We start from the raw sequence: 26,749 nt of genomic DNA, 5'->3' as shown, positions 1-26,749 counted from the left end.
CCGACGCGCTGCACACCCGGTCCGCCGGGGGTCCGCGCCGCGTCGGCACCGGCCCCCGGTGACGAAAGGACTGGAATGCGAACCGTGTACACCTCTGCCACCATCACCGCATGATCGCTCGGCTCAGGTCGCTCACCATCCAGTGGACGTTCCTCGTGCCAGTTCTCGCGGTCGTCCTCCTCGCCCTGACCTGGGGCAGGGATCTGCCCGGCGCGGTCGTCGCGCTGGTCACCGTGGTTCTCGCCGGGTCCGTGCTGGCCGCGGTGCACCACGCCGAGGTGGTCGCCCATCGCGTCGGTGAACCCTTCGGTTCCCTCGTCCTCGCCATAGCCGTGACGATCATCGAGGTCGCCCTGATCGTCACCCTCATGGCCGACGGCGGCGCCAAGAGCGCGACGCTGGCCAGGGACACGGTCTTCGCGGCCGTGATGATCACCTGCAACGGCGTCGTCGGCCTGTGCCTGCTGGCCGCCTCGCTGCGGCACGGCACGGCGGTCTTCAACCCCGAGGGCACCGGTGCCGCCCTCGCGACCGTGGCCACCCTGGCCACCCTCAGCCTCGTGCTGCCGACGTTCACCACCAGCAAGCCCGGCCCGGAGTTCTCCTCCGTGCAGTTGACCTTCGCCGCGCTGTCCTCGCTGATCCTCTACGGACTGTTCGTCGCCACGCAGACCGTGCGGCACCGCGACTACTTCCTGCCGATCACCCGGCAGGGCGGGGTGATCGAGACGGACCACGCCGACGTGCCGACCGCCCGTACCGCGTGGCTCAGTCTGGCCCTGCTCGGCCTCGCCCTGGTCGGCGTGGTCGGACTGGCCAAGGGGGTGTCGCCCACCGTCGAGTCCGGCGTGGCGGCCGCCGGACTGAACCAGGCGGTCGTCGGTGTGATCATCGCTCTGCTCGTGCTGCTGCCCGAGACGATCGCCGCCGTCCGCTCGGCCCGCCGTGACCGCGTGCAGACCAGCCTCAACCTCGCCCTCGGCTCGGCCATGGCCAGCATCGGCCTCACCATCCCCGCCGTCGCCCTCGCCTCCGTCTGGCTCTCCGGTCCGCTCGTTCTCGGCCTGAGCGCGATCCACATGGTGCTGCTCGCCCTGACGGTGGTGGTCAGCTCGCTGACGGTGGTGCCGGGCCGGGCCACACCGCTGCAAGGAGGCGTCCACCTGGTGCTGTTCGCCGCCTACCTGGAGTTGGCGATCAACCCGTAGCCGGTCGGCCGGCGACCGGTTCCACCGCCCCGACCGCCGGCACCGGACGCGTCTCGGGCAGCAGCGCGAAGCACCCGAGGCTGAACAGCGCGACCCCGGTCAGATAGGCGCCCACGCCCCAGGGCACCCGCCCCGAGTGCTCGGCGAGTGTGGTGGCCACGATGGGCGTGAGGGCGCCGCCGAGTACCCCGCCGAGGTTGTAGCCGACCGCGGCGCCGGTGCAGCGCACCCTCGGCTCGTACAGTTCCGGCAGGTACGCGGCGATCACCGCGAACATGGTGATGAACGCGAGCAGCGCCCCGAGGAAGCCGAGGAACATGAGCGCGGGGGCACCGGTCGCCAGGAGCGCGACCATCGGGAACATCCACAGCGCGGTCGCCGTACAGCCCGCCAGGCACAGGGGCCGCCGCCCGAACCGGTCGCCGAGCAGCGCCATCACAGGGGTGAGCGCCCCCTTCACCGCCACGGCGGCCATGACGCAGGTCAGCATGACGATGCGGCTCACTCCCAGCCGTTCCGTCGCGTAGGCCAGGGACCAGGTCGTCACGGCGTAGAACACCGCGTAGCCGACCGCGAGCGCGCCGGCCGTCAGCAGCACCAGCCGCCAGTGGTGCCGTACGACCTCGACGAGCGGTACGCGCGCGTGGTCCTCGATCTCCAGGAACCGGGGACTCTCCACCAGCGAGGAGCGCAGCCACAGCCCGGCCACGGCCAGCACCCCGGCAGCCCAGAACGGCACACGCCACCCCCACTGCGCGAACTGGGCGTCCGACAATGCCGCCGACAGCGCCAGCATCAGGCCATTGGCCAGCAGGAAACCCAGAGAGGGCCCCACCTGCGGGAAGCTCGACCACAGCGCGCGCCGCCCGGCGGGCGCGTGCTCGGCCGTCAGCAGCACCGCCCCGCCCCACTCCCCGCCGAGCCCCAGCCCTTGCAGGAAGCGCAGGAGCAGCAGCGACAGGGGCGCGGCCACGCCGATCGTGCCGTACGTCGGCACGCAGCCGACCGCGACCGTGGAGGCGCCGGTCAGCAGCAGGGAGGCGACGAGGACCGGCCGGCGTCCGTGCCGGTCCCCGATGTGCCCGAACAGCACCGAGCCCAGCGGCCGGGCCACGAACCCCACTCCGAAGGTCACGAAGGCCGCCAGAGTCCCGGCCACCGGTGAGAAGGTCGGGAAGAACAGCGGTCCCAGGACCAGGGCAGCCGCCGTTCCGTAGGCGAAGAAATCGTAGAACTCGATCGCTGTCCCGGCGAGCGAGGCGGCCCCGAGCCGCAGCATGGAGGGCGCCCTTACGGTGCGTACGTCGTGCATGCCGCGTCAACTACCCACGGTGACCGGTGGTTACGGGGGCGTGCGGGGGCACGTCCCTGTGTCAGTAGGTGACCGTGATGCGCCGGGCGGGGCCGTCGACGCGGACGGTACCCCCGTAGGGAATGACCAGTTGCGGATCCGTGTGCCCGAAGTCCACGTCGAAGACGGCCAGCGTGTCCGGGGCGTACGCGCTCAGCGCCATCTGCACGGCCTCGCGCTGCTCGGCGGCGTACCGTGCGCCCTCCTCCGGACTGTTGGGGTGCTCGAAGGACCAGGTCTTCGCGCGGCCCATCAGGAGCGCCGGGAAGCGCCGCAGCAGGCCGCGCTCGCCCATGCCGCGCAGGATCCGGAAGACCTCCGTGCCGCTCGGCAGCTCTTCCGAGGTCTCCAGGAAGAGCACGCCGCCGTCGTACACGGACAGGTCGTGCGACACCTCCCGGTCGGCCATCAGCAGCCAGGAGAGGATCTCCAGGTTGCCGCCCCAGGCCCGGCCCTCCACCACGCGGTCGGCGCCCAGCCAGGTCCATCCGGTGCCCGGCCGGGTCGACGGTTCCGCCTCGAAGGTCGCCGGGTCGGCCCAGTCGCGGTTGACGTCGTTCCAGTGCTCGGCGGGCCGCAGTTCGTACGGGCCCGAGGTGAACAGTGCCGCCCGCAGGGAGTCGGCGGTCCGCGGGTGCATGGCTCCGGGGCGGCCCAGTTCGCACATCACGCTCGCGCCGTGGTAGGCGACCACTCCGGCGTTGTACAGGAACGCGAGCAGGTTCGTGTTGTCGCTCATCCCGAAGAAGGGCTTCGGGTTGGCCCGCAGCAACTCCCGGTCCAGCAGCGGCAGGACGGTGATCTGGTCGTCGCCGCCGATCGACGCGATGACCGCCTTGACCGACGGGTCGGCGAAGGCCGCGTGGATGTCGTCGGCCCGTTCCCGGGGAGTGGCCCCCATCTTCCGGGTCGTCGGGTACTCGACCGGTTCGAGGCCGTACCCCTCGCGCAGCCGTTCCAGGCCCAGTTCGTAGGGGCGCGGGAAGAGCTCGGGCAGGCCGTCGGAGGGCGAGACGACGCCTATGCGGTCACCGGGCGACGGCTTGGGAGGGTACGAGGGCGTGGTCATGCCCGGGAGCGTAGGGCCCGCGCCCCCTCGTTTCACCGTGATAAACCGGGGGTGAGCAGCGGTCCCCGGGGCCGCTCACGCCGAACGGACCGGAGGAACCGTGACCCGCACCCTGGCCAACGCCCCGATCATGATCCTCAACGGGCCCAATCTGAACCTGCTCGGCCGGCGCCAGCCCGAGATCTACGGCTCCGACACGCTCGCCGACGTCGAGGCCCTGTGTGTCAAGGCGGCGGCCACGCACGGCGGCACGGTCGACTTCCGGCAGTCCAACCACGAGGGGGAACTGGTCGACTGGATCCACGAGGCGAGGCTCAACCACTGCGGGATCGTCATCAACCCGGGCGCCTACTCGCACACGTCGGTCGCGATTCTGGACGCGCTCAACACCTGCGACGGCATGCCGGTGCTGGAGGTCCACATCTCCAACATCCACCAGCGCGAGTCGTTCCGGCACCACTCGTACGTCTCCCTGCGCGCCGACGGCGTCATCGCCGGATGCGGCGTGCAGGGCTACGTGTTCGGAGTGGAGCGGGTCGCGGCGCTGGTGGGGGCGGAGCAGACCGAGGCGTAAGCCCCGAGCGCCATGGCGCCCGCCCCTTACAGGCGGCCCGCCTCCACGATCCGCCGCAGGAAGCGCCGTGTGCGCTCCTGCTGCGGATCGCCGAAGACCTGCTCGGCGGTGCCGCGCTCCAGCACGACCCCTCCGTCCAGGAAACAAACCTGGTCCGCGACATCACGGGCGAAGCCCATCTCGTGCGTCGCCAGCACCATGGTCATGCCGTCGTCCTTCAGATCGCGCACCACGGTGAGCACCTCGCCGACCAGTTCCGGGTCGAGGGCCGCGGTGATCTCGTCGAGCAGCAGCAGCCGGGGGCGCACCGCCAGGGCGCGCACGATCGCCACCCGCTGCTGCTGACCACCGCTCAGCCGGTCCGGGTACGCGTCCGCCTTGCCGCCCAGCCCGAGCCGCTCCAGCAGCTCCCTGGCGCGTTCCTCGGCCTCCGCACGGGGCACGCCGTGCACCCGGCGCGGGGCCAGGGTGATGTTCTCCAGCACGCTCATGTGCGGGAAGAGGTTGTACGCCTGGAAGACCACGCCGATACGGCGCCGGACGGCGTCCTGGTCGACGCGTGGGTCGGTGATCTCCTCGTCGTCCAGCCAGATCGCGCCGTCGTCGATCTCCTCCAGCAGGTTGGCGCACCGCAGCAGCGTCGACTTGCCGGAGCCGGAGGCGCCGATCAGCGCGGTCACCGTGTGCGGGGCGACCTCGAGGCCGACGTCCCGCAGCACGACCGAGCCGCCGAAGGTCTTGCGGACGGACTCCATCCGCAGGACAGGCGCGTCGCTCATATGGATCCTCCCTGGGCCCGCTGCCGGTCCATCCTGGCCGTCACCCAGTCCGTGAGACGGGTCATCGGAATGGTCAGCGCCACGAAGACCAGCCCGGCGAGGATGTACGGCGTGTAGTTGAGGCTGCGTTGGGCGATGATGTCGGCCGCCCGTACGGCATCGATCGCGCCGCCGATCGAGACGAGCCCGGTGTCCTTCTGGAGCGACACCAGGTCGTTCAGCAGGGGCGGCACCTGACGGCGTACGGCCTGGGGGAGCACCACGTACCGCAGCGCCTGCCGATTGGTCAGACCCAGCGAGCGGGCCGCGGCGCGCTGCGAAGGATGCACGGACTCGATGCCCGCGCGGAACACCTCGGCGACGTACGCGGAGTACGTCAGTGTCAGCGCCGTACCGCCCAGCAGCACGGGATCGACGGTCACGCCCTGGAGGCGCAGCGCGGGTACCCCGAAGACCACGATCATCAGGTTGATGATCAGTGGCAGACCGCGGAAGAAGTCCGTGTACGCCGCCGCCAGCACCCGCAAGGGGAAGAACACGGGCCCCGGCAGTGTGCGTGCGATGGCGATCAGCATGCCCAGGACGAGCACCAGTACGCCGCAGATCAGCAGCAGCCGGACGTTGAGCCACAGACCGTCGAGAACCTTGGGGAAGGCCTCGCGCGCGTAATGCCCGTCGAAGAAGGTCTCCTTGGTGCGCTGCCAGCCCGGTGCGCTGACCACGACCACGTACAGGACGACGACCGTGACCAGGGTCGACAGCGCGGCGATCGCGGTCGCGCGGCGGGCGCGGGCGCGCTTGTGGCGCTCCCGCTCCAGGCGTCGCTGCGAGGGGACGTACACGTCCCGCATGCCGTCGTTGCCGGAGTCCTCCCCGGCCTCTTCCTTCGTGACCGTCACTTGAGCACCGGAGCGTCGACGGCGTCGGACAGCCACTGCTTCTCGATCTTCGCGAGCGTGCCGTCCTTGCGCAGGCCGTCCACGGCGTCGGAGACGCACGAGGTGAGGGCGCTGCCCTTGTCGAGCACCAGCCCGAACTGCTCGGGCGTGCCGCCCTGGTTCTCGAACTGGCCGACGATCTTGGCGCTCGTCACCTGTGCCTCGGTGACGTAGAAGGCAGTCGGCAGGTCGACGACGATCGCGTCCACCTGGCCGTTCCTGAGCGCCGAGACGGCCTGGTCGTTCTTGGAGTACGCGGCCGCCGCCTGAGACGGCTTCACCACGTCGCTGATGTAGTCGAGGCTCGTCGTGCCCACCTGGGCCCCCAGCTTGAGGCCCTTGAGGTCCGCGATGTTCGTCGCCTTCGCGGCCTTGCTGCCCTTGAGCGCGATGACGGCCTGGCGGACGTCGTAGTAACCGGAGGAGAAGTCCACGGCCTTCTTGCGCTCGGCGCTGACGGACACCTGGTTGATGTCGAAGTCGAAGGTCTTCACAGCGGGTGCGAAAGCCTTGTTGAAGGGGACGCTCTGCCAGACGACGGCGCTCTTGTCGTAGCCGAGCCGCTGCGCCACGGCGTAGGCCACGGCCGACTCGAAGCCCTTGCCGTTGGCGGGCTTGTCGTCCTTGAACCAGGGTTCGTACGCCGGCTCGTCGGTGGCGATCGTCAGCCTGCCGGAGGACTTGGTGGCCAACTTGCCCTTCACACAGCTCTTCCCGGCCGATGCGGACGGAGTGGCGGCGGCCTTCTCCTCGGGCTGCGGAGCGCAGCCGACAGCGGTGGCGAGCAGGGCTATGGCCGCGGAGGCGACGGCGCGGCGCAGTGCGCGAGGGGCGAGTTGCATGGCGGGAGAGTGGCAGCAGGACGCCTGTTTGTCGAGGTCAAAGCGCCAACTGTCCGCATATTGGGAGCGGGTGTTGCATTTTCGTGAACACGTCTACGTGGGGCTGGCCTGGGCCGCCGGCCGAGGGCGGGGAAAAGTAGACCGGCGGCCCGATCCGCGCGGGTGCCGTCTTCCCGCGCGTGGCTCCTACCAGTTGAGCGCGCAACAACGCGCCCCGCGACCGCGCACGCGCCGTCAGCACGTGTGCGCGATTCACACGGGGCGCGCAAGCGGCTCGCGCGGGACGCTCGTACGCACTCACGCGGGGCGCGGGGACGCGGGGTACGCGCCGCCGTTCTGACGGGGCCTCACCACCCGCGCGCGTGCCACTGAGGAAGGTGCGGTCGCTCGGCGCCCAGGGTGGTGTCGTTGCCGTGGCCCGGATAGACCCAGGTCTCGTCCGGCAGCACGTCGAAGATCTTCGTCTCCACGTCGTGGATCAGGCTGGCGAACGCCTTCGGGTCCTTGAACGTGTTGCCCACGCCGCCGGGGAAGAGACAGTCGCCGGTGAAGACGTGCGGGTGGCCGTGCGGGTCGTCGTAGACCAGCGCGATGGAGCCCGGGGTGTGCCCCACCAGATGGCGTGCGGTGAGTTCCACGCGCCCCACCCGGACGGTGTCGCCGTCGTCGACGAGGACATCGGTCGGCACGGGGATGCCGTCGGCGTCCTCGCGGCCCGCGTACGTCCGGGCGCCCGTGGCCGCGACGACCTCGGCGAGCGCCTGCCAGTGGTCACCGTGCCGATGCGTGGTGACGACGGACGCGATGCCGTCGTCACCGATCATCCCCAGCAGAGACCGCGCCTCGTTGGCGGCGTCGATCAGCAGCTGCTCGTCCGTGGCCCGGCAGCGCAGCAGATAGGCATTGTTCTCCATGGGACCCACCGCGATCTTGGTGATCATCAGGTCCTTGAGTTCATGCACGTCGGCCGGTCCGCCGACCGTCACCTCTCCGCGGTACGTCATGTCGATCAGCCTATAGGGGGGAGCCGTCCACAGGCCGCTCGTGCGCTACAGCGGGGGCAGCGACGGCAGTGCGCCGCCCTTCACCGCGAGCCCGGACCCGTCGCGGCGGCCGGCGAGCCAGCCGAGCAGGTCGGCGGCCGAGCCCTCGATGGAGATCGGGCCTCCCTCGGCGCCGCCGCCGGTGGTCCAGATCCGGCCGTCGTCGGTGCGCAGGCCGGTCGAGGGCACGTCCTTGTGGCCGCCGAAGCGCTCCGCGAGGAAGTCGGTCTCCCGCTCCGTGAACTCCGCCGGCAGATCCTCCAGCTCGTATCCGATCCCGAGGTCCACATGGTGCAGCTCGACCTCGATCCAGCGCCGGAACGGCACCCGGGCCGCGGAGTCGGTGACACCGTTGCGCAGCTCCACCGTGCGCGAGAAGTCCGCGGGTGCGGCCCCCGTCTCCTGGAAGCGGGCGGAGCTCTCTCGCAGGTCGGCGAGCTGGACGTCCAGGGGGCGCGGGGCGTCCCGCTCGATGTCGGCGTCCCGGGCGTCCGCCGACTCGTACATGGGACGTCCCTCGAGGACGTTGACGAGCGCGTCCGCGTTGCGGGCGAGGTGGGCCAGGACGTGGCCCCGGGTCCAGCCGGGCAGCCGTGACGGCTCGGTCACAGCCGCGTTGTCCAGTCGGGCCGCTGCGCTGAGGAGCCGCTCGGTCGCCTCCCGTACAGAGGCCAGGTCACGCGCGTGATCAATCATGGTGCCGACCCTAGCTCCGCCACCCGTTGGGGTGAAGGTGGTGAAGCTGTGCCGTAAATCGAATGCGCGTGCTATATGGTCGTGCGTGGCGTCGGGCATGCTGGATGGCCGGGGATTGTTATGCAACCTGGAATCCGACCGGCGTTGTCAGTGGCTCCCCCTAGTCTGAAGAAGCACGGGGGCCCCGCCCCTGTCACTTCTCTCAAGAAAGGTGCGGACCGGCGTGGCCGACCGTCTCATCGTCCGTGGCGCGCGCGAGCACAACCTGAAGAACGTCTCGCTCGACCTGCCTCGGGACTCGCTCATCGTCTTCACGGGCCTGTCCGGGTCGGGCAAGTCCTCCCTGGCCTTCGACACCATCTTCGCCGAGGGCCAGCGGCGCTACGTGGAGTCGCTCTCCTCGTACGCCCGCCAGTTCCTCGGCCAGATGGACAAGCCGGACGTCGACTTCATCGAGGGCCTCTCCCCGGCCGTCTCCATCGACCAGAAGTCGACCTCGCGCAACCCGCGCTCGACGGTCGGCACCATCACCGAGGTCTACGACTACCTGCGTCTGCTGTTCGCGCGCATCGGCAAGCCGCACTGTCCCGAGTGCGGCCGCCCGATCTCGCGCCAGTCGCCGCAGGCCATCGTCGACAAGGTCCTGGAGCTGCCCGAGGGGAGCCGCTTCCAGGTGCTCTCGCCGCTGGTGCGCGAGCGCAAGGGAGAGTTCGTCGACCTCTTCGCCGACCTCCAGACCAAGGGCTACAGCCGCGCGCGTGTGGACGGCCAGACCATCCAGCTCTCCGAGCCGCCCACGCTGAAGAAGCAGGAGAAGCACACCATCGAGGTGGTCGTCGACCGCCTGACGGTGAAGGACTCCGCCAAGCGCCGCCTCACCGACTCCGTGGAGACCGCCCTCGGCCTGTCCGGCGGCATGGTCGTGCTCGACTTCGTCGACCTCCCCGAGGACGATCCCGAGCGCGAGCGCATGTACTCGGAGCACCTGTACTGCCCGTACGACGACCTGTCCTTCGAGGAGCTCGAGCCCCGCTCCTTCTCCTTCAACTCGCCCTTCGGCGCCTGCCCCGAGTGCACCGGTATCGGTACGCGCATGGAGGTCGACCCGGAGCTGATCGTCCCGGACGAGGACAAGTCCCTCGACGAGGGCGCCATCCACCCCTGGTCGCACGGGCACACCAAGGACTACTTCGGCCGCCTGGTCGGTGCACTCGCGGACGCGCTGGGATTCCGGACGGACATCCCCTTCGCCGGTCTGCCGCAGCGCGCCAGGAAGGCGCTGCTGTACGGCCACAAGACGCAGATCGAGGTCCGCTACCGCAACCGGTACGGGCGCGAGCGCGTGTACACCACCCCCTTCGAGGGCGCCGTCCCCTTCGTCAAGCGCCGGCACAGCGAGGCCGAGAGCGACGCCAGCCGCGAGCGCTTCGAGGGCTATATGCGCGAGGTGCCCTGCCCCACCTGTGAGGGCACCCGCCTGAAGCCGATCGTCCTCGCGGTCACGATCATGGAGAAGTCGATCGCCGAGGTCTCCGCGATGTCCATCAGCGACTGCGCGGAATTCCTGGGCGAGCTGAAGCTGAGCGACCGCGACAAGAAGATCGCCGAGCGCGTGCTGAAGGAGGTCAACGAGCGGCTGCGGTTCCTGGTCGACGTCGGCCTGGACTACCTCTCGCTCAACCGCGCGGCCGGCACCCTCTCCGGCGGCGAGGCCCAGCGCATCCGCCTGGCCACCCAGATCGGCTCCGGCCTCGTCGGCGTCCTGTACGTCCTCGACGAGCCGTCCATCGGCCTGCACCAGCGCGACAACCACCGGCTGATCGAGACCCTGGTCCGGCTGCGGGACATGGGTAACACGCTGATCGTCGTCGAGCACGACGAGGACACCATCAAGGTCGCCGACTGGGTGGTCGACATCGGCCCCGGCGCCGGCGAGCACGGCGGCAAGGTCGTGCACAGCGGCTCCCTGAAGGAACTGCTCGCCAACGCCGAGTCGCAGACCGGCCAGTACCTGTCCGGCAAGAAGTCGATCCCCGTCCCGGACATCCGCCGCCCCCGCGACCCCTCGCGGCAGCTCACCGTGCACGGCGCCCGGGAGAACAACCTCCAGGACATCGACGTGTCCTTCCCGCTCGGCGTGTTCACGGCCGTCACGGGTGTGTCCGGCTCCGGCAAGTCGACGCTGGTCAACGACATCCTGTACACGCACCTGGCCCGCGAGCTGAACGGCGCGCGCAACGTCCCCGGCCGGCACACGCGCGTGGACGGCGACGACCTGGTCGACAAGGTGGTGCACGTCGACCAGTCGCCCATCGGCCGCACCCCGCGGTCGAACCCGGCGACGTACACCGGCGTCTTCGATCACGTCCGCAAGCTGTTCGCGGAGACGACCGAGGCGAAGGTCCGCGGCTACCTCCCCGGCCGCTTCTCCTTCAACGTCAAGGGAGGCCGCTGCGAGAACTGCGCGGGCGACGGCACGATCAAGATCGAGATGAACTTCCTCCCGGACGTCTACGTCCCGTGCGAGGTCTGCCACGGTGCCCGGTACAACCGGGAGACCCTGGAGGTCCACTACAAGGGCAAGTCCATCGCCGACGTCCTGAACATGCCGATCGAGGAGGCCACGGACTTCTTCGAGGCCGTCCCGGCGATCGCCCGCCACCTCAACACGCTGAAGGACGTCGGCCTCGGCTACGTCCGTCTCGGGCAGTCCGCGACCACCCTGTCCGGCGGTGAGGCACAGCGCGTGAAGCTCGCCAGCGAGCTCCAGCGCCGCTCCACCGGCCGCACGGTCTACGTGCTGGACGAGCCGACCACCGGCCTGCACTTCGAGGACATCAGCAAGCTCCTCAGGGTCCTCTCCGGCCTGGTCGACAAGGGCAACACGGTCATCGTCATCGAGCACAACCTCGACGTGATCAAGACCGCCGACTGGATCGTCGACATGGGCCCCGAGGGCGGTGCCGGGGGCGGCCTCGTCGTCGCGGAGGGCACTCCCGAGCAGGTGGCCGGGGTTCCGGCCAGCCACACCGGCAAGTTCCTCCGGGAGATCCTCCAGCCGGAGACGATCAGCGACGCCACGCCGCCGGTGAAGACGACGGCGAGGAAGACGGCCACGGCCCGGACCGCCAAGGCAGCCAACAGCACGGCGACCGGCAAGGCCGCCGGAGCCACGAAGAAGGCGGCACCCGCGAAGCGGACGACGCGGGCACGCAAGGCCTGAGAGACGCAAGAAGCGGTGCCCCGCGGGAACTTCCCGCGGGGCACCGCCCGTTCCACCGTCAGACGTCCCCCAGTTCGGCGGCGAACGGCGGCTCGGCTCCCGCCCGTGAGCAGGTGATCGCCGCCGCGCGCGCCGCGTACCGCAGCAGCCGCGTCCAGCCGTCCGCGCCCAGGGCGGCGACGGCCCCGGGGGAGAGGGCGTCCTGGCCGGCCAGACCGTGCAGCAGGGCGGCGTTCACCGTGTCACCGGCGCCGATGGTGTCCACGACGTCGACCTTCACACCCGGTACGGAGTGCTCCGCGCCCTCCCGGGTGAAGACGGTGAGACCGTCGCCGCCCCTGGTGATCACGACGGCCGAGGGGCCTGCGGCCAGCCAGTCGCGCGGGGTGCCGCCCAGCCACCGGGCGTCCTCCTCGGAGAGCTTGAGCAGGGTCACCGACGGCAGCCAGCTCTTGAAGCGCGCCCGGTAGGCGTCCGCGTCGGGGATCAGGCCCGGCCGGATGTTCGGGTCGAGCGCCGTGAACAGGCCCTGCCCGGCCGCGGTCCGCATCAGCTCCTCGTAGGCGCTCGCCCCTGGTTCCAGGACGAGCGAGCAGGTGCCGAACGACACCGCGCGGGTGCCGGCGGGCAGGCGGGCGGGAGCCGTGAACAGGCGGTCGGCGGTGCCCTCGACATAGAAGGAGTAGGCGGCCGAGCCGTCGGTGCCGACGGTGGCGACCGCGAGGGTGGTCGGTTCCGTGCCGCGCTGCACGGCCGAGACGTCCACGCCCGCCTGCCGCAGCCCGTCGAGCAGGGCCTCGCCGAAGGCGTCGTAAGAGGTGCGGGAGCAGAAGGCGGTGGGGGAGCCGAGGCGGCCCAGCGCCACGGCCGTGTTGTAGGGGCCGCCGCCGCGTGCCGGCTGTAGCCCGGCGAGGGGCCCCGGGCCCCGCGGTACCAGGTCGATCAGTGCCTCACCGGCGACGACGATCACGAGTCGGTTCCTTTCTCGGGGCACCCGCACGATGTGCGGTGGACGAAGGAGCAGGGCAGCCGGACGGTCCGGGCGGGACCGTCCGGTGCGGCGAGGCGGTCGAGGAGCACCCGGACGGCCCGTGCCCCGAGGTCCCTGCTGGGCTGGGCGACCGCGGTGAGCCTCGGGGAGAACAGATCGGCCCAGGCGAAATCGTCGAAGCAGCACAGGGCGACGTCGCCGGGGACGGTGAGGCCCCGCTCGCGCAGGGCGCGCAGGGCGCCGATGGTCATCGCGTTGTTGGCGGTGACGAGCGCCGTGGGCGCGGGGGTGAGCGCCAGCAGGGCCGCGGTCGCCCGCTCGGCGCCGGCCGACTCGGAGTCGCCGAAGACCTCGAGGCGTTCGTCGCGGGCCAGCCCAGCGGCGGCCAGGCCGTGCCGGTAGCCGGCGATCCGCTCGCTGGTGGTGCTCAGCCCGGGCAGCCCGGCCACCAGCCCGATCCGCCGGTGGCCGAGCCCGGCGAGGTGGGTCACGAGCCGGATCATCGGTTCGGTGTTCTCCGCGCAGACCTGGTCGAAGCGCGTGCCGGTGCCGGTGCCGGTGCTCGTGCCGGTACGGTCGTCGATCACCCGGTCGATCACCCGGTCCAGGAACACGGCCGGTACGCCGTGCCGGCCGAGGTAGGCGACGAGGTCGCGGGGGTCCGCGGACGGGGCGATGATCATGCCGTCGACGCGGCGCTCGTGGAGGAGCTGGACGACCTTGCGCTCGTGCTCGGGGTCGTCGTGCGGATCGGCGATGAGGAGGCTGTATCCCTCCTGAAGGGCGGCGGCCTCGACCCCCTGGAGGATCTCCGTGAAGTACGGGTTGCTGATCGCCGACACCGCGAGCCCGATGGAGCGGGTACGGGAGGTCACCAGGGAGCGGGCGAGGGTGTTGGTCGTGTAGCCGAGCTCGTCGACGGCGTCCAGGACCGCCTGGCGCGTGTGCGGCAGCACCGGGCGGGTGCCGTTGAGCACGTGCGAGACGGTCGCCACCGAGACTCCGGCGCTCCGGGCGACGTCGGCCATGGTCGGCATGGGACGGGTTCCCTCCTGGGCCGGGGCGGCTCTCCTGAGCGGGAAAATATCCCATCCGAGTGCCCGGCGTAAACGCTTGCGCAAACGTTTACGTCCCAGGAATCGACTCCGGGCGGCCGGGCTCAGCCCCAGTCCCAGCAGATGCCCACGATGCCCGGCCGGGTCCGCGGCTCGACCAGATGCACCGAGCGGTGCAGCCCGCTGAGCGGCAACTCCTGCCGCCCGCTGCGCGGGGCCGCCGTCGAGTGCTGGGCGAACCGATGGCACCGCACCGGCACCGCCCCCGCGGTGAAGCGCACCTGGAGGGCGTACTGCCCGCCGGGGAAGCCGAAGCCGCGCGCGTACTCGCGTGAGACTCCGGCCGTGCCGTCCTCGACGCCGTACCGGAAGAGGAAGGTGTCGCCGGACCGCAGCCGGGTGTCGAAGAGCAGCTCCGCGACGAGCAGTCCGCTGTCCTGGTCCCAGCGGATCCGGCCGGTACGGCAGTTCTCCAGCGCGTGCACCGTCATGCGCTGCGGCGCGCAGCCCGGGTCCCCGTGGTGGACGGCCACGAAGCGGTCCACGCCGTCCCGGTGGGCGCGCACGATGTGGTGCGACTCGCGGCCGGCCAGTTCACGGCGCGCGCCGATCCGTATCCGCTCGTGGTGGCCGAGGGTGTGCAACCCGCCGTCGAGGGCCCAGCCCAGGTCGGCCTGGAGCCGCTCCAGGACGTCGGAGGCCTCGACCAGGGAGCGGTACGACCGGGACGCCGCCGGGCGTGCGGCGGCCCGGCTCTCCTCGGACTCGGCAAGCAGCCGGATCAGCGACTCGTCCGGCAGCTGAAGGATCTCCTCCAGGGCCCGCACGGCGCGCAGCGACTCGGGGCGCTGCGGGCGCCGGGCGCCCTGCTGCCAGTAGCTCAGGCTGGTCACGCCCACCTTGACCCCGTGGCGCGAGAGATGGTGCTGCACGCGCTGGAGCGGAAGCCCGCGGGCGGCGATCGCGGCGCGCAGGGCGACATGGAAGGGGCCGCCCCGCAGGGCCGTGTCCAGTTCCGCGGTGGCGACGCCCGCGCGCTGTGTGACGTGCGGCATGCAGAGGGGCCTTTCTGTGAAGGTTCACTACGGCTGGTCAGACCGTTGGCAACAGGCCCTCGGGCCCGGTCGGGGCCACCCCGTCGGCGCCGGTGTGTCCGCACATCTGTACGCCGTATCCGTGCGCCGTCGTTCACGGCCCCCGAGTTCCCCCGCATTGAAGCGTGTTGACCTTGCTCCGACAACACCTCGCGTTCGGCCGCCGTACACACGTGGCCGAGGCACGACCCCCGGGCGGCCGGGCGGCGCACGGCGTTGTCCACAGGCCCGTCGCGGTGTCGGTCCCCGCAAGTAGGGTGTGAGACATGGCCGACCCCTCCAGCTACCGCCCCACCCCGGGAGACATCCCGGACTCTCCCGGGGTCTACAGGTTCCGTGACGAGCACCGCCGGGTGATCTACGTCGGAAAGGCGAAGAGCCTGCGCCAGCGCCTGGCGAACTACTTCCAGGACCTGGCGAACCTCCACCCCCGCACCCGGACGATGGTCACCACCGCCGCGTCCGTCGAGTGGACCGTGGTGTCCACGGAGGTCGAGGCGCTCCAGCTGGAGTACTCGTGGATCAAGGAGTACGACCCTCGGTTCAACGTCAAGTACCGCGACGACAAGAGCTACCCGTACCTCGCGGTGACGATGAACGAGGAGTTCCCCCGGGTGCAGGTGATGCGCGGTCACAAGAAGAAGGGCGTCAGGTATTTCGGCCCGTACGCGCACGCGTGGGCGATCCGCGACACCGTCGACCTGCTGCTGCGCGTCTTCCCGGTGCGCACCTGCTCGGCCGGCGTCTTCAAGAACGCCTCCCGCACCGGCCGCCCCTGTCTGCTCGGCTACATCGGCAAGTGCTCGGCCCCCTGCGTCGACCGGATCTCCGCCGAGGAGCACCGCGAACTGGCCGAGGAGTTCTCCGACTTCATGGCCGGCCGCACGGGCACCTACCTGCGCCGTCTGGAGAAGCAGATGATGGCGGCGGCCGACGAGATGGAGTACGAGCGGGCCGCCCGCCTGCGCGACGACATCGAGGCCCTGAAGAAGGCCATGGAGAAGAACGCGGTCGTGCTCGCCGACGCGACCGACGCCGACCTCATCGCCGTCGCCGAGGACGAGCTGGAGGCGGCCGTCCAGATCTTCCACGTCCGCGGCGGGCGCGTGCGCGGCCAGCGTGGCTGGGTGACCGACAAGGTCGAGGAGGTCACCACCGGCGCCCTGGTCGAGCACGCCCTCCAGCAGCTCTACGGCGAGGAGCGCGGCGACGCGGTCCCCAAGGAGGTCCTGGTCCCCGCCCTGCCCGAGCCGGTCGAACCGGTCCAGGAATGGCTGACCGGGCGCCGCGGCTCGAACGTCTCGCTGCGCATCCCGCAGCGCGGCGACAAGAAGGCGCTCATGGAGACCGTGCAGCGCAACGCACAGCAGGCCCTCGCCCTGCACAAGACCAAGCGCGCCTCCGACCTCACCACCCGCTCCCGCGCCCTGGAGGAGATCGCCGGGGCCCTGGAACTGGACAGCGCCCCCCTCCGGATCGAGTGCTACGACATCTCGCATCTACAGGGCGACGACGTGGTCGCCTCCATGGTCGTCTTCGAGGACGGCTTGCAGCGCAAGAGCGAGTACCGGCGCTTCCAGATCAAGGGATTCGCGGGTCAGGACGACGTCCGCTCCATGCACGAGGTGATCACCCGCCGCTTCCGGCGCTACCTCGCCGAGAAGGAGAGGACCGGCGAGTGGGTCGACGAGAGCTCCGAGGACGGCGGCACGGGGGACGGAGACGTCAGGGAAGGCCTCAAGGACGACGACGGCCGCCCCAGGAAGTTCGCCTACCCGCCGCAGCTCGTCGTCGTCGACGGCGGGCAGCCGCAGGTCGCCGCCGCCCAGCGGGCCCTGGACGAGCTCGGGATCGACGACATCGCCGTGTGCGGCCTCGCCAAGCGCCTGGAGGAGGTCTGGGTGCCGGGCGAGGACGACCCGGTGGTCCTGCCCCGCACCAGCGAAGGCCTCTACCTGCTCCAGCGCGTCCGTGACGAGGCGCACCGGTTCGCGATCACCTATCAGCGGACCAAGCGCGCCAAGCGGTTCCGCGCCGGCCCCCTCGACGACGTGCCCGGACTCGGTGAGACCCGCAAACAGGCGCTCATCAAGCACTTCGGCTCGGTGAAGAAGCTGCGGGCCGCCACCGTCACCCAGATCCAGGAAGTGCCCGGCATAGGCCGCAAGACGGCCGAGACCATCGCCGTGGCACTCGCGCAGGCGGCCCCGGCCGCACCCGCCGTGAACACGGCGACCGGAGAGATCATTGAAGACGAGGAACCCGAGACGACGGCGGGTGACTCGGGGGAGCCCGTGACCGCGGGCGCCCCGGACGAACGACGGGGGCAGGAGACATGAACGAGCACGACGCACAGCCCACAGCGGACCGAGATCCGGCACACAAGGACACCGGTGAGGATCAGCAGCAGGTCCAGGACAACGGAGCACAGGTGAGTACGGGCAGCGAGACAGCCGGGGCCCCCGACACGGCCATCCCCGAGCTGGTGATCATCTCCGGCATGTCCGGAGCCGGCCGTTCGACGGCCGCCAAGTGTCTGGAGGACCTCGGCTGGTTCGTCGTCGACAACCTCCCGCCCGCCCTGATCCCCACCATGGTGGAGCTCGGCGCCCGCTCCCAGGGCAACGTGGCGCGGATCGCGGTCGTCGTCGACGTACGCGGCCGGCGTTTCTTCGACAACCTGCGCGAGTCCCTCGCGGACCTCGACACCCGGGGCGTCACCCGCCGGATCGTCTTCCTGGAGTCCTCCGACGAGGCCCTGGTGCGCCGCTTCGAGTCGGTGCGCCGCCCGCACCCCCTCCAGGGCGACGGCCGGATCGTCGACGGCATCGCCGCCGAGCGGGAACTGCTGCGCGAGCTGCGCGGTGACGCAGACCTGGTGATCGACACCTCCAGCCTCAACGTGCACGAGCTGCGCGCAAAGATGGACGCCCAGTTCGCCGGCGAGGAGGAGCCCGAGCTACGGGCCACCGTGATGTCCTTCGGCTTCAAGTACGGCCTCCCCGTGGACGCCGACCTGGTCGCGGACATGCGCTTCCTGCCCAACCCGCACTGGGTCCCGGAGCTGCGTCCGTACACCGGCGTCAACGAGGAGGTGGCCGCGTACGTCTTCAACCAGCCCGGCGCCAAGGAGTTCCTCGACCGGTACGCGGAACTGCTGCGGCTCATCGCGGCCGGCTACCGCCGCGAGGGCAAGCGCTATGTGACCATCGCGATCGGCTGCACCGGCGGCAAGCACCGCTCGGTCGCGGTGTCGGAGAAGCTCGCCGCGCGCCTCGCGGCCGAGGGCGTGGAGACGGTGGTCGTCCACCGGGACATGGGACGGGAATGACGGAACGTACACCGCGGCTGAGCAGGCTGCGCCGGATGGTGCCCGAGGCCAGGGCCGGCCGGCCCGCGGAGGTCCGTGGCGGCCGGCCCCGCCGCCGCGGGACCCAGCCCAAGGTCGTCGCCCTCGGCGGCGGCATGGGCCTGTCCGCCTCGCTCGCCGCGCTGCGCCGGATCACCGGCGACCTCACCGCCGTCGTCACCGTGGCCGACGACGGCGGTTCCAGCGGGCGCCTGCGCGACGAGCTGGGCGTGCTGCCGCCCGGCGACCTGCGCAAGGCGCTGGCCGCGCTCTGCGGTGACGACGACTGGGGCCAGACCTGGGCCCGGGTCATCCAGCACCGCTTCCAGTCCCAGGGCGACCTGCACGAACACGCGGTCGGCAACCTGCTGATCGTCGCCCTGTGGGAGCAGCTCGGCGATCATGTGCAGGCCCTGGACCTGGTCGGGAAGCTGCTGGGTGCGCACGGGCGCGTGCTGCCCATGTCCGCCGTGCCGCTGGAGCTCCAGGCCCTGGTCAAGGGGCACGACCCGGAGCACCCGGAGGAGGTGGGGACCGTGCGCGGGCAGGCCACCGTCGCCCTCACCCCGGGCGAGGTCCAGTCCGTGCACCTGGTGCCGCACGACCCGCCCGCCGTCCCGGAGGCCGTCGCCGCCGTCCTGGACGCCGACTGGGTGGTGCTCGGCCCCGGCTCCTGGTTCTCCTCGGTCATCCCGCACCTGCTCGTCCCCGAACTCCTGGACGCCCTCACGGAGACGAAGGCACGCCGGGTACTCTCCCTGAACCTCGCCCCGCAGCCCGGAGAAACCGAGGGCTTCTCTCCGCAGCGTCATTTGGAGGTTTTGGGGCGACACGCCCCTAAACTCGCCCTGGACGTGGTGCTGGCCGACGAGGCCGCCGTGCCCGACCGCGACTCGCTCACCGAGGCCGCCAAGCGGCTGGGAGCCGCGGTCGAGCTGGCGCCCGTGGCCCGGACCGACGGGACCCCGAGGCACGACCCGGAGCTGTTGGCCGCCGCGTACGACCGTATTTTTCGGATGCATGGAAGGATCGGCCCATGGCGATGACGGCAGCGGTGAAGGATGAGATCTCCCGGCTCCCCGTCACCCGGACCTGCTGCAGGAAGGCGGAGGTCTCCGCCATTCTGCGGTTCGCCGGCGGCCTTCACCTGGTGAGCGGGCGCATCGTGATCGAGGCGGAGCTGGACACCGCGATGGCGGCCCGCCGCCTCAAGCGGGACATCCTGGAGATCTTCGGCCACACCTCCGAGCTGATCGTGATGGCCCCCGGCGGGCTGCGCCGCGGCTCGCGGTACGTCGTGCGGGTGGTCGCCGGCGGCGACCAGCTGGCCCGGCAGACCGGTCTGGTGGACGGCCGGGGCCGCCCGATCCGCGGCCTGCCCCCGCAGGTGGTGTCCGGCGCGACCTGCGACGCCGAGGCGGCCTGGCGCGGGGCCTTCCTGGCGCACGGCTCGCTGACCGAGCCCGGCCGCTCCTCCTCCCTGGAGGTGACCTGCCCGGGGCCGGAGGCCGCGCTGGCGCTGGTCGGCGCCGCCCGCCGGCTGTCCATCGCCGCGAAGGCCCGCGAGGTCCGGGGCGTGGACCGGGTGGTCGTCCGTGACGGCGACGCGATCGGAGCCCTGCTCACCCGGCTCGGCGCGCACGAGTCCGTGCTGGCCTGGGAGGAGCGCCGGATGCGCCGCGAGGTGCGGGCCACCGCGAACCGGCTCGCCAACTTCGACGACGCCAACCTGCGCCGCTCGGCCCGTGCCGCCGTCGCCGCCGGTGCCCGCGTCCAGCGCGCCCTGGAGATCCTCAGCGACGAGGTCCCCGAGCACCTCGCGGCCGCCGGGCGGCTGCGCATGGAGCACAAGCAGGCCTCCCTGGAGGAACTGGGCGCCCTCGCCGACCCCCCGCTGACCAAGGACGCGGTCGCCGGCCGTATCCGCCGTCTGCTGGCGATGGCCGACAAGCGCGCCTCCGACCTCGGCATCCCCGGGACCGAGGCCAACCTCTCCGAGGAGCTGGCCGACAACCTGGCGGGGTGATTGACGGCTTGTCAGATCGCCGGTGTCCGAGCCCAGTTGGGTGATCGGCACCGGCGTTTTGCTGGCCATGAGGCGCCCTTGACTCGATCATGATGTGTCATGAGCCTGGCAGATGTTCGCCACGTGGCGAACCACGGCAAGGGGGGTTCATGAGACACAGAGCGAGATCGATCCTCGCTGTCGGCGCGCTTCTCCTCGGCGGAGCGAGCCTCGCACCCATCGCCCAGGCACAGAGCGGTACCCCGGCCAAAGCTGACGCCAACAGCGACAACGAGGTCAAGGTGTTCCGCGCCGAAGTCACCCAGAAGCAGGTACCCCTGCTGCTCGCGGCCGGACAGGACGGCAACGAACTCGGCGAGCAGACGGCCGGACCCGGCAAGCACACCGTCGAGGTCTACCTCACCGGCCAGCAGGCGAAGAAGCTCGAGAAGCAGGGCGTCGACCTCACCGAGCACACACTTTCCGCCAGGTCCGCGACCCGCGTCGAGGACGCCGCCCAGGGCGTGTTCCGCCCCTACAGCGGCAGCGGCGGCCTGAAGGAGGAGATCCTCCGGACCGCCCAGCAGAACCCCGGCCTCACCAAGGTCGAGTCCATCGGCAAGACCGTGGGCGGCCAGGACATCCTCGCGCTCAAACTGACCAAGGGCGCGAAGAGGTCCAAGGACGGCTCCAAGCCCTCCGTGCTGTACATGTCCAACCAGCACGCGCGCGAGTGGATCACGCCGGAGATGACAAGGCGGCTGCTCCACTACTACCTGGACGGCTACAAGACGGACAAGCGGCTCAAGAAGATCGTCGACTCGACCGAGCTGTGGTTCGTCCTCTCGGCCAACCCCGACGGCTACGACTACACCTTCAAGAACTCCGCCACCCGCCTGTGGCGCAAGAACCTGCGGGACGTCAACGGCGACGGAGTCATCTCCACCGGGGACGGCGTCGACCTCAACCGCAACTTCGCCTACAAGTGGGGCTACGACGACGAGGGTTCGTCACCCAACCCCACCAGTGAGACCTACCGCGGCGCGAGCCCGGAGTCCGAGCCCGAGACCAGGGACCTCGACGGCTTCGAGAAGCGCATCGGCTTCAGGTACGCCGTCAACTACCACTCCGCCGCCGAACTCCTCCTCTACGGCGTCGGCTGGCAGGTCGCCACCGCGACCCCGGACGACGTCCTCTACAAGGCACTCGCCGGAACCCCCGGCAACTCCGCGATCCCGGGCTACCACCCGCAGGTCTCCTCGGAGCTGTACACCACCAACGGCGAGGCCGACGGCCACGCCTCCAACGTCAACGGCATGGCGATGTTCACCCCCGAGATGTCGACCTGCCAGACCGCGTCGAACCTCGACCCGAACGATGCCTGGAAGGCCTCCGACTGCCAGTCGGTCTTCAACTTCCCCGACGACGAGAAGCTGATCCAGCAGGAGTTCACCAAGAACATCCCGTTCGCGCTCTCCGTCGCCGAGACCGCCGCCCACCCCGACAAGCCGGCCTCCTCGGTCGGGCTGAGCGCCGCCGACTTCACCCCGGCGACGTTCCCGACGTCGTACTCGCGCGGTGCCGACCAGCAGGTCTCCGTCGTCGTCCGCAAGTCCGTGCGGGACAAGGAGCTCAAGTACCGCGTCAACGGCGGCCGCACGCGGGACCAGGCGCTCAGGCACTGGAAGGGCGGCGAGACCTACGGCGGTGAGGACAACCTCTACTTCGACGAGTACCGGGCCAAGGTCCAAGGCGGCCGGCCCGGCGACAAGGTCGAGGTGTGGTTCACCGGCGGGACGAGGACCGGCAAGCGCACCTCCAGCGCGCACTTCACGTACACCGTGGCCAAGCGGCCCGCGGCGGACACCCTCGTGGTCGCCGAAGAGGGCGCGGCCGCCACTCAGGCGCAGAAGTACGTGGACGCGCTGAAGGCGGCCGGCCGCAGGGCGATCGTCTGGGACGTCGCCACACAGGGAGCGCCCGACGCGCTCGGCGTGCTGAAGTACTTCAAGACGGTCGTGCACTACTCCGGCACGAGCGGCCCGGGCAACGCCACCCAGCTCCAGCTGCGCGCCTACCTCAACGAGGGCGGCAAGCTGATCGAGGCCGGTGAACTGGCCGGCGGCAACGTCGCCCTCGCCGACGGCACCCTGTCGGACGACTTCAGCCAGTACTACCTCGGCGCCTACTCGCGCACCTCGCTCACCGGGGCCACCGGCTTCACCGGCTCCGGCGCCCTCGGCGGCTTCACCGGCGCCCTCGGCGACGCACCCGGCAACCCGCTCGACAAGGCCGGCACCTACTCCGTCACCTCCGACGAGCTGTCCAAGGCCACCTACCCGCAGTTCGCCAGCGCGGGGGCGGGCCAGTTCGCCGGGACCGTCAACCCGTACGGGCCGTACACGGGCTCGTACATGGCCGCGGCGGTGCACACCGACGACGCCTACAAGCGACTCACCCGCACCATCGACCTCACCGGCGTCGGCGCGGCCGACAAGCCGACGCTGCGTACCCGCCTGCTGTGGGACACCGAGCCGGGCTACGACCACGCGGTGGTCGAGGTGCACACCACCGGCGCCGACGACTGGACGACGCTTCCGGAGGCGGGCGGCGCCACCTCCACGGCGGTGCCGGCCGACTGCGAGTCCGGGTTCCTGGTCAACGAGCACCCGTGGCTCAAGCACTACCTGACCGTCGCGGCCGGCGGCTGCACCGCCAAGGGCAGCAGCGGTTCCTGGAACAGCCTCACCGGCAGCTCGAACGGCTGGCGGTCGGTCGACTTCGACCTGAGCGCCTACGCCGGGAAGTCCGTCGAGGTCTCGATCGCGTACATCACCGACCCGGGCACCGGCGGCCGCGGCGTACTCGCCGACGACGCCTCGCTCGTCGTCGGCGGAACGGCCAAGGAGACCGAGGGCTTCGAGACGTCGCTGGGCGCCTGGAGCGTGTCCGGGCCGCCCCCGGGCAGTCCGGCGGTCCTGAAGGACTGGACGCGCACTGGAGCCTTGTTCAAGACGTACGGAGCGGTCACCACGGACCGGACCGTGCTGCTCGGCTTCGGCCTGGAACAGGTTCCGGCGGCGGCCGACCGGAAGGCCCTGGTGAGGAAGGCCCTTGAGGCACTCGACAAGTGAGCCGACGCGCTCACGAACGAGTGATCCGGGTGCCCGATCGGCCCTGACACTCCATAGCGAAATGGGGTGATCCCGGCGCAGAACCGGGGCGGTCCGTACCCCTACTGGCGGGTACGGACCGCCCTGCCGTGTATGGGGCATCTGGATGTCACCAGCGGGGCCCCAGGGAGGTAGGGTCGGGGGTGGTCGGGGACATCCCAAATACAGCTCGCCGGCGACGAGCGCCGGCGTACCAACGAGGAGATCGGTTAGTGACGATCCGCGTAGGCATCAACGGCTTCGGCCGCATCGGTCGTAACTACTTCCGCGCGCTGCTGGAGCAGGGTGCGGACATCGAGGTTGTGGCTGTCAACGACCTGGGTGACACGGCGACCACCGCCCACCTGCTCAAGTACGACACGATCCTGGGCCGCCTCAAGCAGGAGGTCTCCCACACCGCCGACACGATCACCGTCGACGGCCACACCATCAAGGTGCTCTCCGAGCGCAACCCGGCCGACATCCCGTGGGGCGAGCTGGGCGTCGACATCGTCATCGAGTCGACCGGCATCTTCACCAAGAAGGACGACGCCGCGAAGCACATCGCCGGCGGCGCGAAGAAGGTCCTCATCTCGGCCCCGGCCAAGGACGAGGACATCACCATCGTGATGGGCGTCAACCACGACAAGTACGACGCGGCGAACCACCACGTCATCTCCAACGCCTCCTGCACCACCAACTGTGTGGCGCCGATGGCGAAGGTCCTCGACGAGAACTTCGGCATCGTCAAGGGCCTGATGACGACGGTGCACGCCTACACGAACGACCAGCGCATCCTGGACTTCCCGCACAAGGACCTGCGCCGCGCCCGTGCCGCCGCCGAGAACATCATCCCGACCACCACGGGTGCCGCCAAGGCCACCGCGCTGGTCCTGCCGCAGCTCAAGGGCAAGCTGGACGGCATCGCGATGCGCGTCCCGGTCCCGACCGGCTCGGTCACCGACCTCGTCGTCGAACTCGGCCGTGAGGTCACCAAGGAAGAGGTCAACGCCGCCTTCCAGAAGGCCGCCGAGGGCGAGCTGAAGGGCCTCCTCGAGTACACCGAGGACGCGATCGTCTCCTCCGACATCGTCAACGAGCCGGCCTCCTGCACCTTCGACTCCTCCCTGACCATGGTCCAGGACGGCAAGAACGTGAAGGTCATCGGCTGGTACGACAACGAGTGGGGCTACTCCAACCGCCTCGTCGACCTGACGGTCTTCGTCGGCAACCAGCTCTGATCGCCGAAGCAGGCATCTCGGTGTGAGGACAGGGCTCGGGCAGCGCAAGGACGCGCTGCCCGAGCCCTGACTCACGTGCAGATCAGGCCCTCTTTACGATCACGAGCATCACGAGCCCTCCTTTAGGAGTCCCCCTCAATGAAGACGATCGACGAACTTCTCGCCGACGGCGTGGACGGCAAGCGGGTCTTCGTCCGTGCCGACCTCAACGTGCCGCTCGCCGACGGCACCATCACCGACGACGGCCGTATCCGCGCCGTCCTGCCCACCGTCAAGGCCCTCGCCGACGCGGGCGCCAAGGTGGTCGTCGCCTCGCACCTGGGCCGGCCCAAGGGCGCCCCGGACCCGGCCTTCTCGCTGCTGCCCGCCGCCGAGCGGCTCGGTGAACTCCTCGGCACGCCGGTCGCGTTCGCCCAGGACACGGTCGGCCCCGCCGCCCACGCCGCCGTGGACGGCCTTCAGCCCGGCCAGGTCGCGGTCATCGAGAACCTGCGCTTCAACCCCGGCGAGACCTCCAAGGACGACGCCGAGCGCGGCGAGTTCGCGGACCGGCTCGCGGCCCTCGCGGACGTATACGTCGGCGACGGCTTCGGCGCCGTGCACCGCAAGCACGCCTCGGTGTACGACCTGCCGGCCCGTCTGCCGCACTATGCCGGCTACCTCATCGCCACCGAGGTCGGCGTCCTGAAGAAGCTCACCGAGGACGTCAAGCGCCCCTACGCCGTCGCGCTCGGCGGCGCCAAGGTCTCCGACAAGCTCGCCGTCATCGACGAGCTGCTCGGCAAGGCCGACCGGATCCTCATCGGCGGCGGCATGGCGTACACCTTCCTGAAGGCCAAGGGCTACGAGGTCGGCAGCTCCCTCCTCCAGGAGGACCAGCTCGAAGCGGTCACCGAGTACATCGAGCGCGCCGAGAAGACCGGCGTCGAACTCGTCCTGCCCGTCGACACCGTCGTCGCCCCCGAGTTCCCGGACCTGAAGACCAAGGCCCCTGGCAACGCCACCATCGTCGCCGCGGACGCCATGCCGGCCGGTCAGATGGGTCTCGACATCGGTCCCGAGAGCGGCGCGCTGTACGCCGCGAAGCTCGCCGACGCCCAGACCGTGTTCTGGAACGGCCCGATGGGCGTCTTCGAGCACCCCGACTACGCCGAGGGCACCCGGGCGGTCGCCCAGGCCCTCGTCGAGTCCAAGGGCTTCACCGTCGTCGGCGGCGGTGACTCCGCCGCCGCCGTGCGCATCCTCGGCTTCGACGAGAACGCGTTCGGACACATCTCGACCGGAGGCGGCGCCTCCCTCGAATACCTCGAGGGCAAGACGCTCCCCGGCCTCGCCGCACTGGAGGACTGACCCCGCATGACCACTCGCACGCCGATCATGGCGGGCAACTGGAAGATGAACCTCAACCACCTCGAGGCCATCGCGCACGTCCAGAAGCTCGCCTTCGCCCTCGCGGACAAGGACTACGAGGCCGTCGAGGTCGCCGTCCTGCCGCCCTTCACGGACCTGCGCTCGGTGCAGACCCTGGTCGACGGCGACAAGCTGAAGATCAAGTACGGCGCCCAGGACATCTCGCAGCACGACTCCGGCGCCTACACCGGCGAGATCTCGGGTCCGATGCTGGCCAAGCTGAAGTGCACGTTCGCGGTCATCGGCCACTCCGAGCGCCGCCAGTACCACAACGAGACCGACGAGCTGGTCAACGCCAAGGTCAAGGCCGCCTACAAGCACGGCCTGACCCCGATCCTGTGCGTCGGTGAGGAGCTGGACGTCCGCGAGGCGGGCAACCACGTCTCCCACACCCTCGCCCAGGTCGAGGGCGGTCTGAAGGACCTCCCGGCCGAGCAGGCCGAGTCGATCGTGATCGCCTACGAGCCCGTCTGGGCGATCGGCACCGGCAAGGTCTGCGGCGCCGAGGACGCCCAGGAGGTCTGTGCCGCCATCCGCGGCAAGATCGCCGAGCTGTACTCGCAGGAGGTGGCCGACCAGGTCCGCATCCAGTACGGCGGCTCCGTGAAGTCCGGCAACGTCGCCGAGATCATGGCCAAGGCCGACATCGACGGCGCCCTGGTCGGCGGCGCGTCGCTGGACGCGGACGAGTTCGTCAAGATCGTGCGTTTCCGCGATCAGTGAGCCCGG

Annotated in this window: 21 protein-coding genes; 11 read left to right on the top strand and 10 right to left on the bottom strand. The window is 70.6% G+C overall.

Translation table 11 applies throughout. From position 1 onward, the window contains the following. Positions 1-110 precede the first annotated feature (110 nt). On the top strand, positions 111-1,208 hold the full coding sequence (locus tag ABZ915_RS32690) for an ionic transporter y4hA (protein ID WP_361810719.1): 1,098 nt from the start codon (positions 111-113) through the stop codon (positions 1,206-1,208). On the opposite strand, the gene ABZ915_RS32685 is transcribed toward ABZ915_RS32690, so the two are convergent. Together ABZ915_RS32685 and ABZ915_RS32680 are read right to left on the bottom strand one after the other, a co-directional pair. Beyond that, positions 1,198-2,487 carry an MFS transporter gene (locus ABZ915_RS32685; protein WP_361811063.1) on the bottom strand — a complete coding sequence of 430 codons (1,290 nt, stop codon included), beginning with the start codon at positions 2,485-2,487 and terminating at the stop codon, positions 1,198-1,200. The two genes, ABZ915_RS32690 and ABZ915_RS32685, sit on opposite strands and share 11 nt — an antisense overlap. A gap of 94 nt (positions 2,488-2,581) precedes the next feature. After that, positions 2,582-3,628, bottom strand: coding sequence for a S66 peptidase family protein (locus tag ABZ915_RS32680; protein ID WP_361810717.1), 1,047 nt, complete (start codon positions 3,626-3,628; stop codon positions 2,582-2,584). 100 nt (positions 3,629-3,728) lie between these two features. Between ABZ915_RS32680 and aroQ the strand changes: the two genes are divergently transcribed. Next, positions 3,729-4,202, top strand: coding sequence for a type II 3-dehydroquinate dehydratase (gene aroQ / locus ABZ915_RS32675; protein WP_361810715.1), 474 nt, complete (start codon positions 3,729-3,731; stop codon positions 4,200-4,202). A 26-nt stretch (positions 4,203-4,228) separates the two neighbouring features. On the opposite strand, the gene ABZ915_RS32670 is transcribed toward aroQ, so the two are convergent. The 5 genes from ABZ915_RS32670 to ABZ915_RS32650 form a co-directional block, all read right to left on the bottom strand. Continuing rightward, positions 4,229-4,981: an amino acid ABC transporter ATP-binding protein gene (locus ABZ915_RS32670; RefSeq protein WP_361810713.1), complete on the bottom strand. Its 753-nt coding sequence runs from the start codon at positions 4,979-4,981 to the stop codon at positions 4,229-4,231. Further along, on the bottom strand, positions 4,978-5,880 hold the full coding sequence (locus tag ABZ915_RS32665) for an amino acid ABC transporter permease (protein WP_361810711.1): 903 nt from the start codon (positions 5,878-5,880) through the stop codon (positions 4,978-4,980). The genes ABZ915_RS32670 and ABZ915_RS32665 overlap by 4 nt, the downstream gene beginning before the upstream one ends. Then, on the bottom strand, positions 5,877-6,761 hold the full coding sequence (locus ABZ915_RS32660) for an ABC transporter substrate-binding protein (protein ID WP_361810709.1): 885 nt from the start codon (positions 6,759-6,761) through the stop codon (positions 5,877-5,879). The genes ABZ915_RS32665 and ABZ915_RS32660 overlap by 4 nt, the downstream gene beginning before the upstream one ends. A gap of 347 nt (positions 6,762-7,108) precedes the next feature. After that, positions 7,109-7,765 carry an MBL fold metallo-hydrolase gene (locus ABZ915_RS32655; protein WP_361810707.1) on the bottom strand — a complete coding sequence of 219 codons (657 nt, stop codon included), beginning with the start codon at positions 7,763-7,765 and terminating at the stop codon, positions 7,109-7,111. Between the two features lie 45 nt (positions 7,766-7,810). Next, the gene (locus ABZ915_RS32650; RefSeq protein WP_361810705.1) at positions 7,811-8,500 is read right to left on the bottom strand and encodes a maleylpyruvate isomerase family mycothiol-dependent enzyme; all 690 of its coding nucleotides are present in this window, start codon (positions 8,498-8,500) and stop codon (positions 7,811-7,813) included. 223 nt (positions 8,501-8,723) lie between these two features. Here ABZ915_RS32650 and uvrA point away from each other — a divergent pair, with 223 nt between their 5' ends. Continuing rightward, positions 8,724-11,723: an excinuclease ABC subunit UvrA gene (gene uvrA / locus ABZ915_RS32645; RefSeq protein ID WP_361810703.1), complete on the top strand. Its 3,000-nt coding sequence runs from the start codon at positions 8,724-8,726 to the stop codon at positions 11,721-11,723. A 58-nt stretch (positions 11,724-11,781) separates the two neighbouring features. Here the strand turns inward: uvrA and ABZ915_RS32640 are convergent, their stop codons facing one another. The 3 genes from ABZ915_RS32640 to ABZ915_RS32630 form a co-directional block, all read right to left on the bottom strand. Beyond that, the gene (locus ABZ915_RS32640) at positions 11,782-12,693 is read right to left on the bottom strand and encodes a carbohydrate kinase (protein WP_361810701.1); all 912 of its coding nucleotides are present in this window, start codon (positions 12,691-12,693) and stop codon (positions 11,782-11,784) included. Further along, on the bottom strand, positions 12,690-13,751 hold the full coding sequence (locus ABZ915_RS32635; protein ID WP_361810699.1) for a LacI family DNA-binding transcriptional regulator: 1,062 nt from the start codon (positions 13,749-13,751) through the stop codon (positions 12,690-12,692). Before ABZ915_RS32635 ends, ABZ915_RS32640 begins: the two co-directional genes overlap by 4 nt. A 122-nt stretch (positions 13,752-13,873) precedes the next feature. Beyond that, positions 13,874-14,824, bottom strand: coding sequence for a hypothetical protein (locus ABZ915_RS32630; protein ID WP_361810697.1), 951 nt, complete (start codon positions 14,822-14,824; stop codon positions 13,874-13,876). Positions 14,825-15,129: 305 nt separating this feature from the next. Between ABZ915_RS32630 and uvrC the strand changes: the two genes are divergently transcribed. The 8 genes from uvrC (at position 15,130) to tpiA (ending at position 26,743) form a co-directional block, all read left to right on the top strand. Continuing rightward, positions 15,130-17,202, top strand: a complete 2,073-nt coding sequence (gene uvrC, locus ABZ915_RS32625; protein WP_361810695.1) for an excinuclease ABC subunit UvrC — start codon at positions 15,130-15,132, stop codon at positions 17,200-17,202. Continuing rightward, a complete protein-coding gene (gene rapZ / locus ABZ915_RS32620; protein WP_361810693.1) occupies positions 17,199-18,194 on the top strand; it encodes an RNase adapter RapZ in 996 nt (331 codons plus the stop codon). Before uvrC ends, rapZ begins: the two co-directional genes overlap by 4 nt. Beyond that, complete coding sequence (gene yvcK / locus ABZ915_RS32615) at positions 18,191-19,258, top strand: uridine diphosphate-N-acetylglucosamine-binding protein YvcK (protein WP_361810691.1); 1,068 nt, start codon at positions 18,191-18,193, stop codon at positions 19,256-19,258. The genes rapZ and yvcK overlap by 4 nt, the downstream gene beginning before the upstream one ends. Then, the gene (gene whiA, locus ABZ915_RS32610; protein WP_361810689.1) at positions 19,249-20,238 is read left to right on the top strand and encodes a DNA-binding protein WhiA; all 990 of its coding nucleotides are present in this window, start codon (positions 19,249-19,251) and stop codon (positions 20,236-20,238) included. The genes yvcK and whiA overlap by 10 nt, the downstream gene beginning before the upstream one ends. 149 nt (positions 20,239-20,387) lie before the next feature. After that, entirely contained in the window at positions 20,388-23,351 is a 2,964-nt protein-coding gene (locus ABZ915_RS32605) for a M14 family zinc carboxypeptidase (protein ID WP_361810687.1), read from the top strand. A gap of 251 nt (positions 23,352-23,602) precedes the next feature. Next, positions 23,603-24,610, top strand: coding sequence for a type I glyceraldehyde-3-phosphate dehydrogenase (gene gap / locus ABZ915_RS32600; protein ID WP_361810685.1), 1,008 nt, complete (start codon positions 23,603-23,605; stop codon positions 24,608-24,610). Positions 24,611-24,748: 138 nt separating this feature from the next. After that, the gene (locus tag ABZ915_RS32595; RefSeq protein WP_361810683.1) at positions 24,749-25,960 is read left to right on the top strand and encodes a phosphoglycerate kinase; all 1,212 of its coding nucleotides are present in this window, start codon (positions 24,749-24,751) and stop codon (positions 25,958-25,960) included. A 6-nt stretch (positions 25,961-25,966) separates the two neighbouring features. Further along, a complete protein-coding gene (gene tpiA, locus ABZ915_RS32590; RefSeq protein WP_361810681.1) occupies positions 25,967-26,743 on the top strand; it encodes a triose-phosphate isomerase in 777 nt (258 codons plus the stop codon). Positions 26,744-26,749 lie beyond the last annotated feature (6 nt).

Source organism: Streptomyces sp. NPDC046915 (assembly GCF_040644935.1).
In the GTDB taxonomy this organism is placed as follows: Bacteria; Actinomycetota; Actinomycetes; order Streptomycetales; family Streptomycetaceae; genus Streptomyces.
Note: the sequence above shows the minus strand (reverse complement) of the source record. Positions and strands in the feature narration are given on the sequence as shown.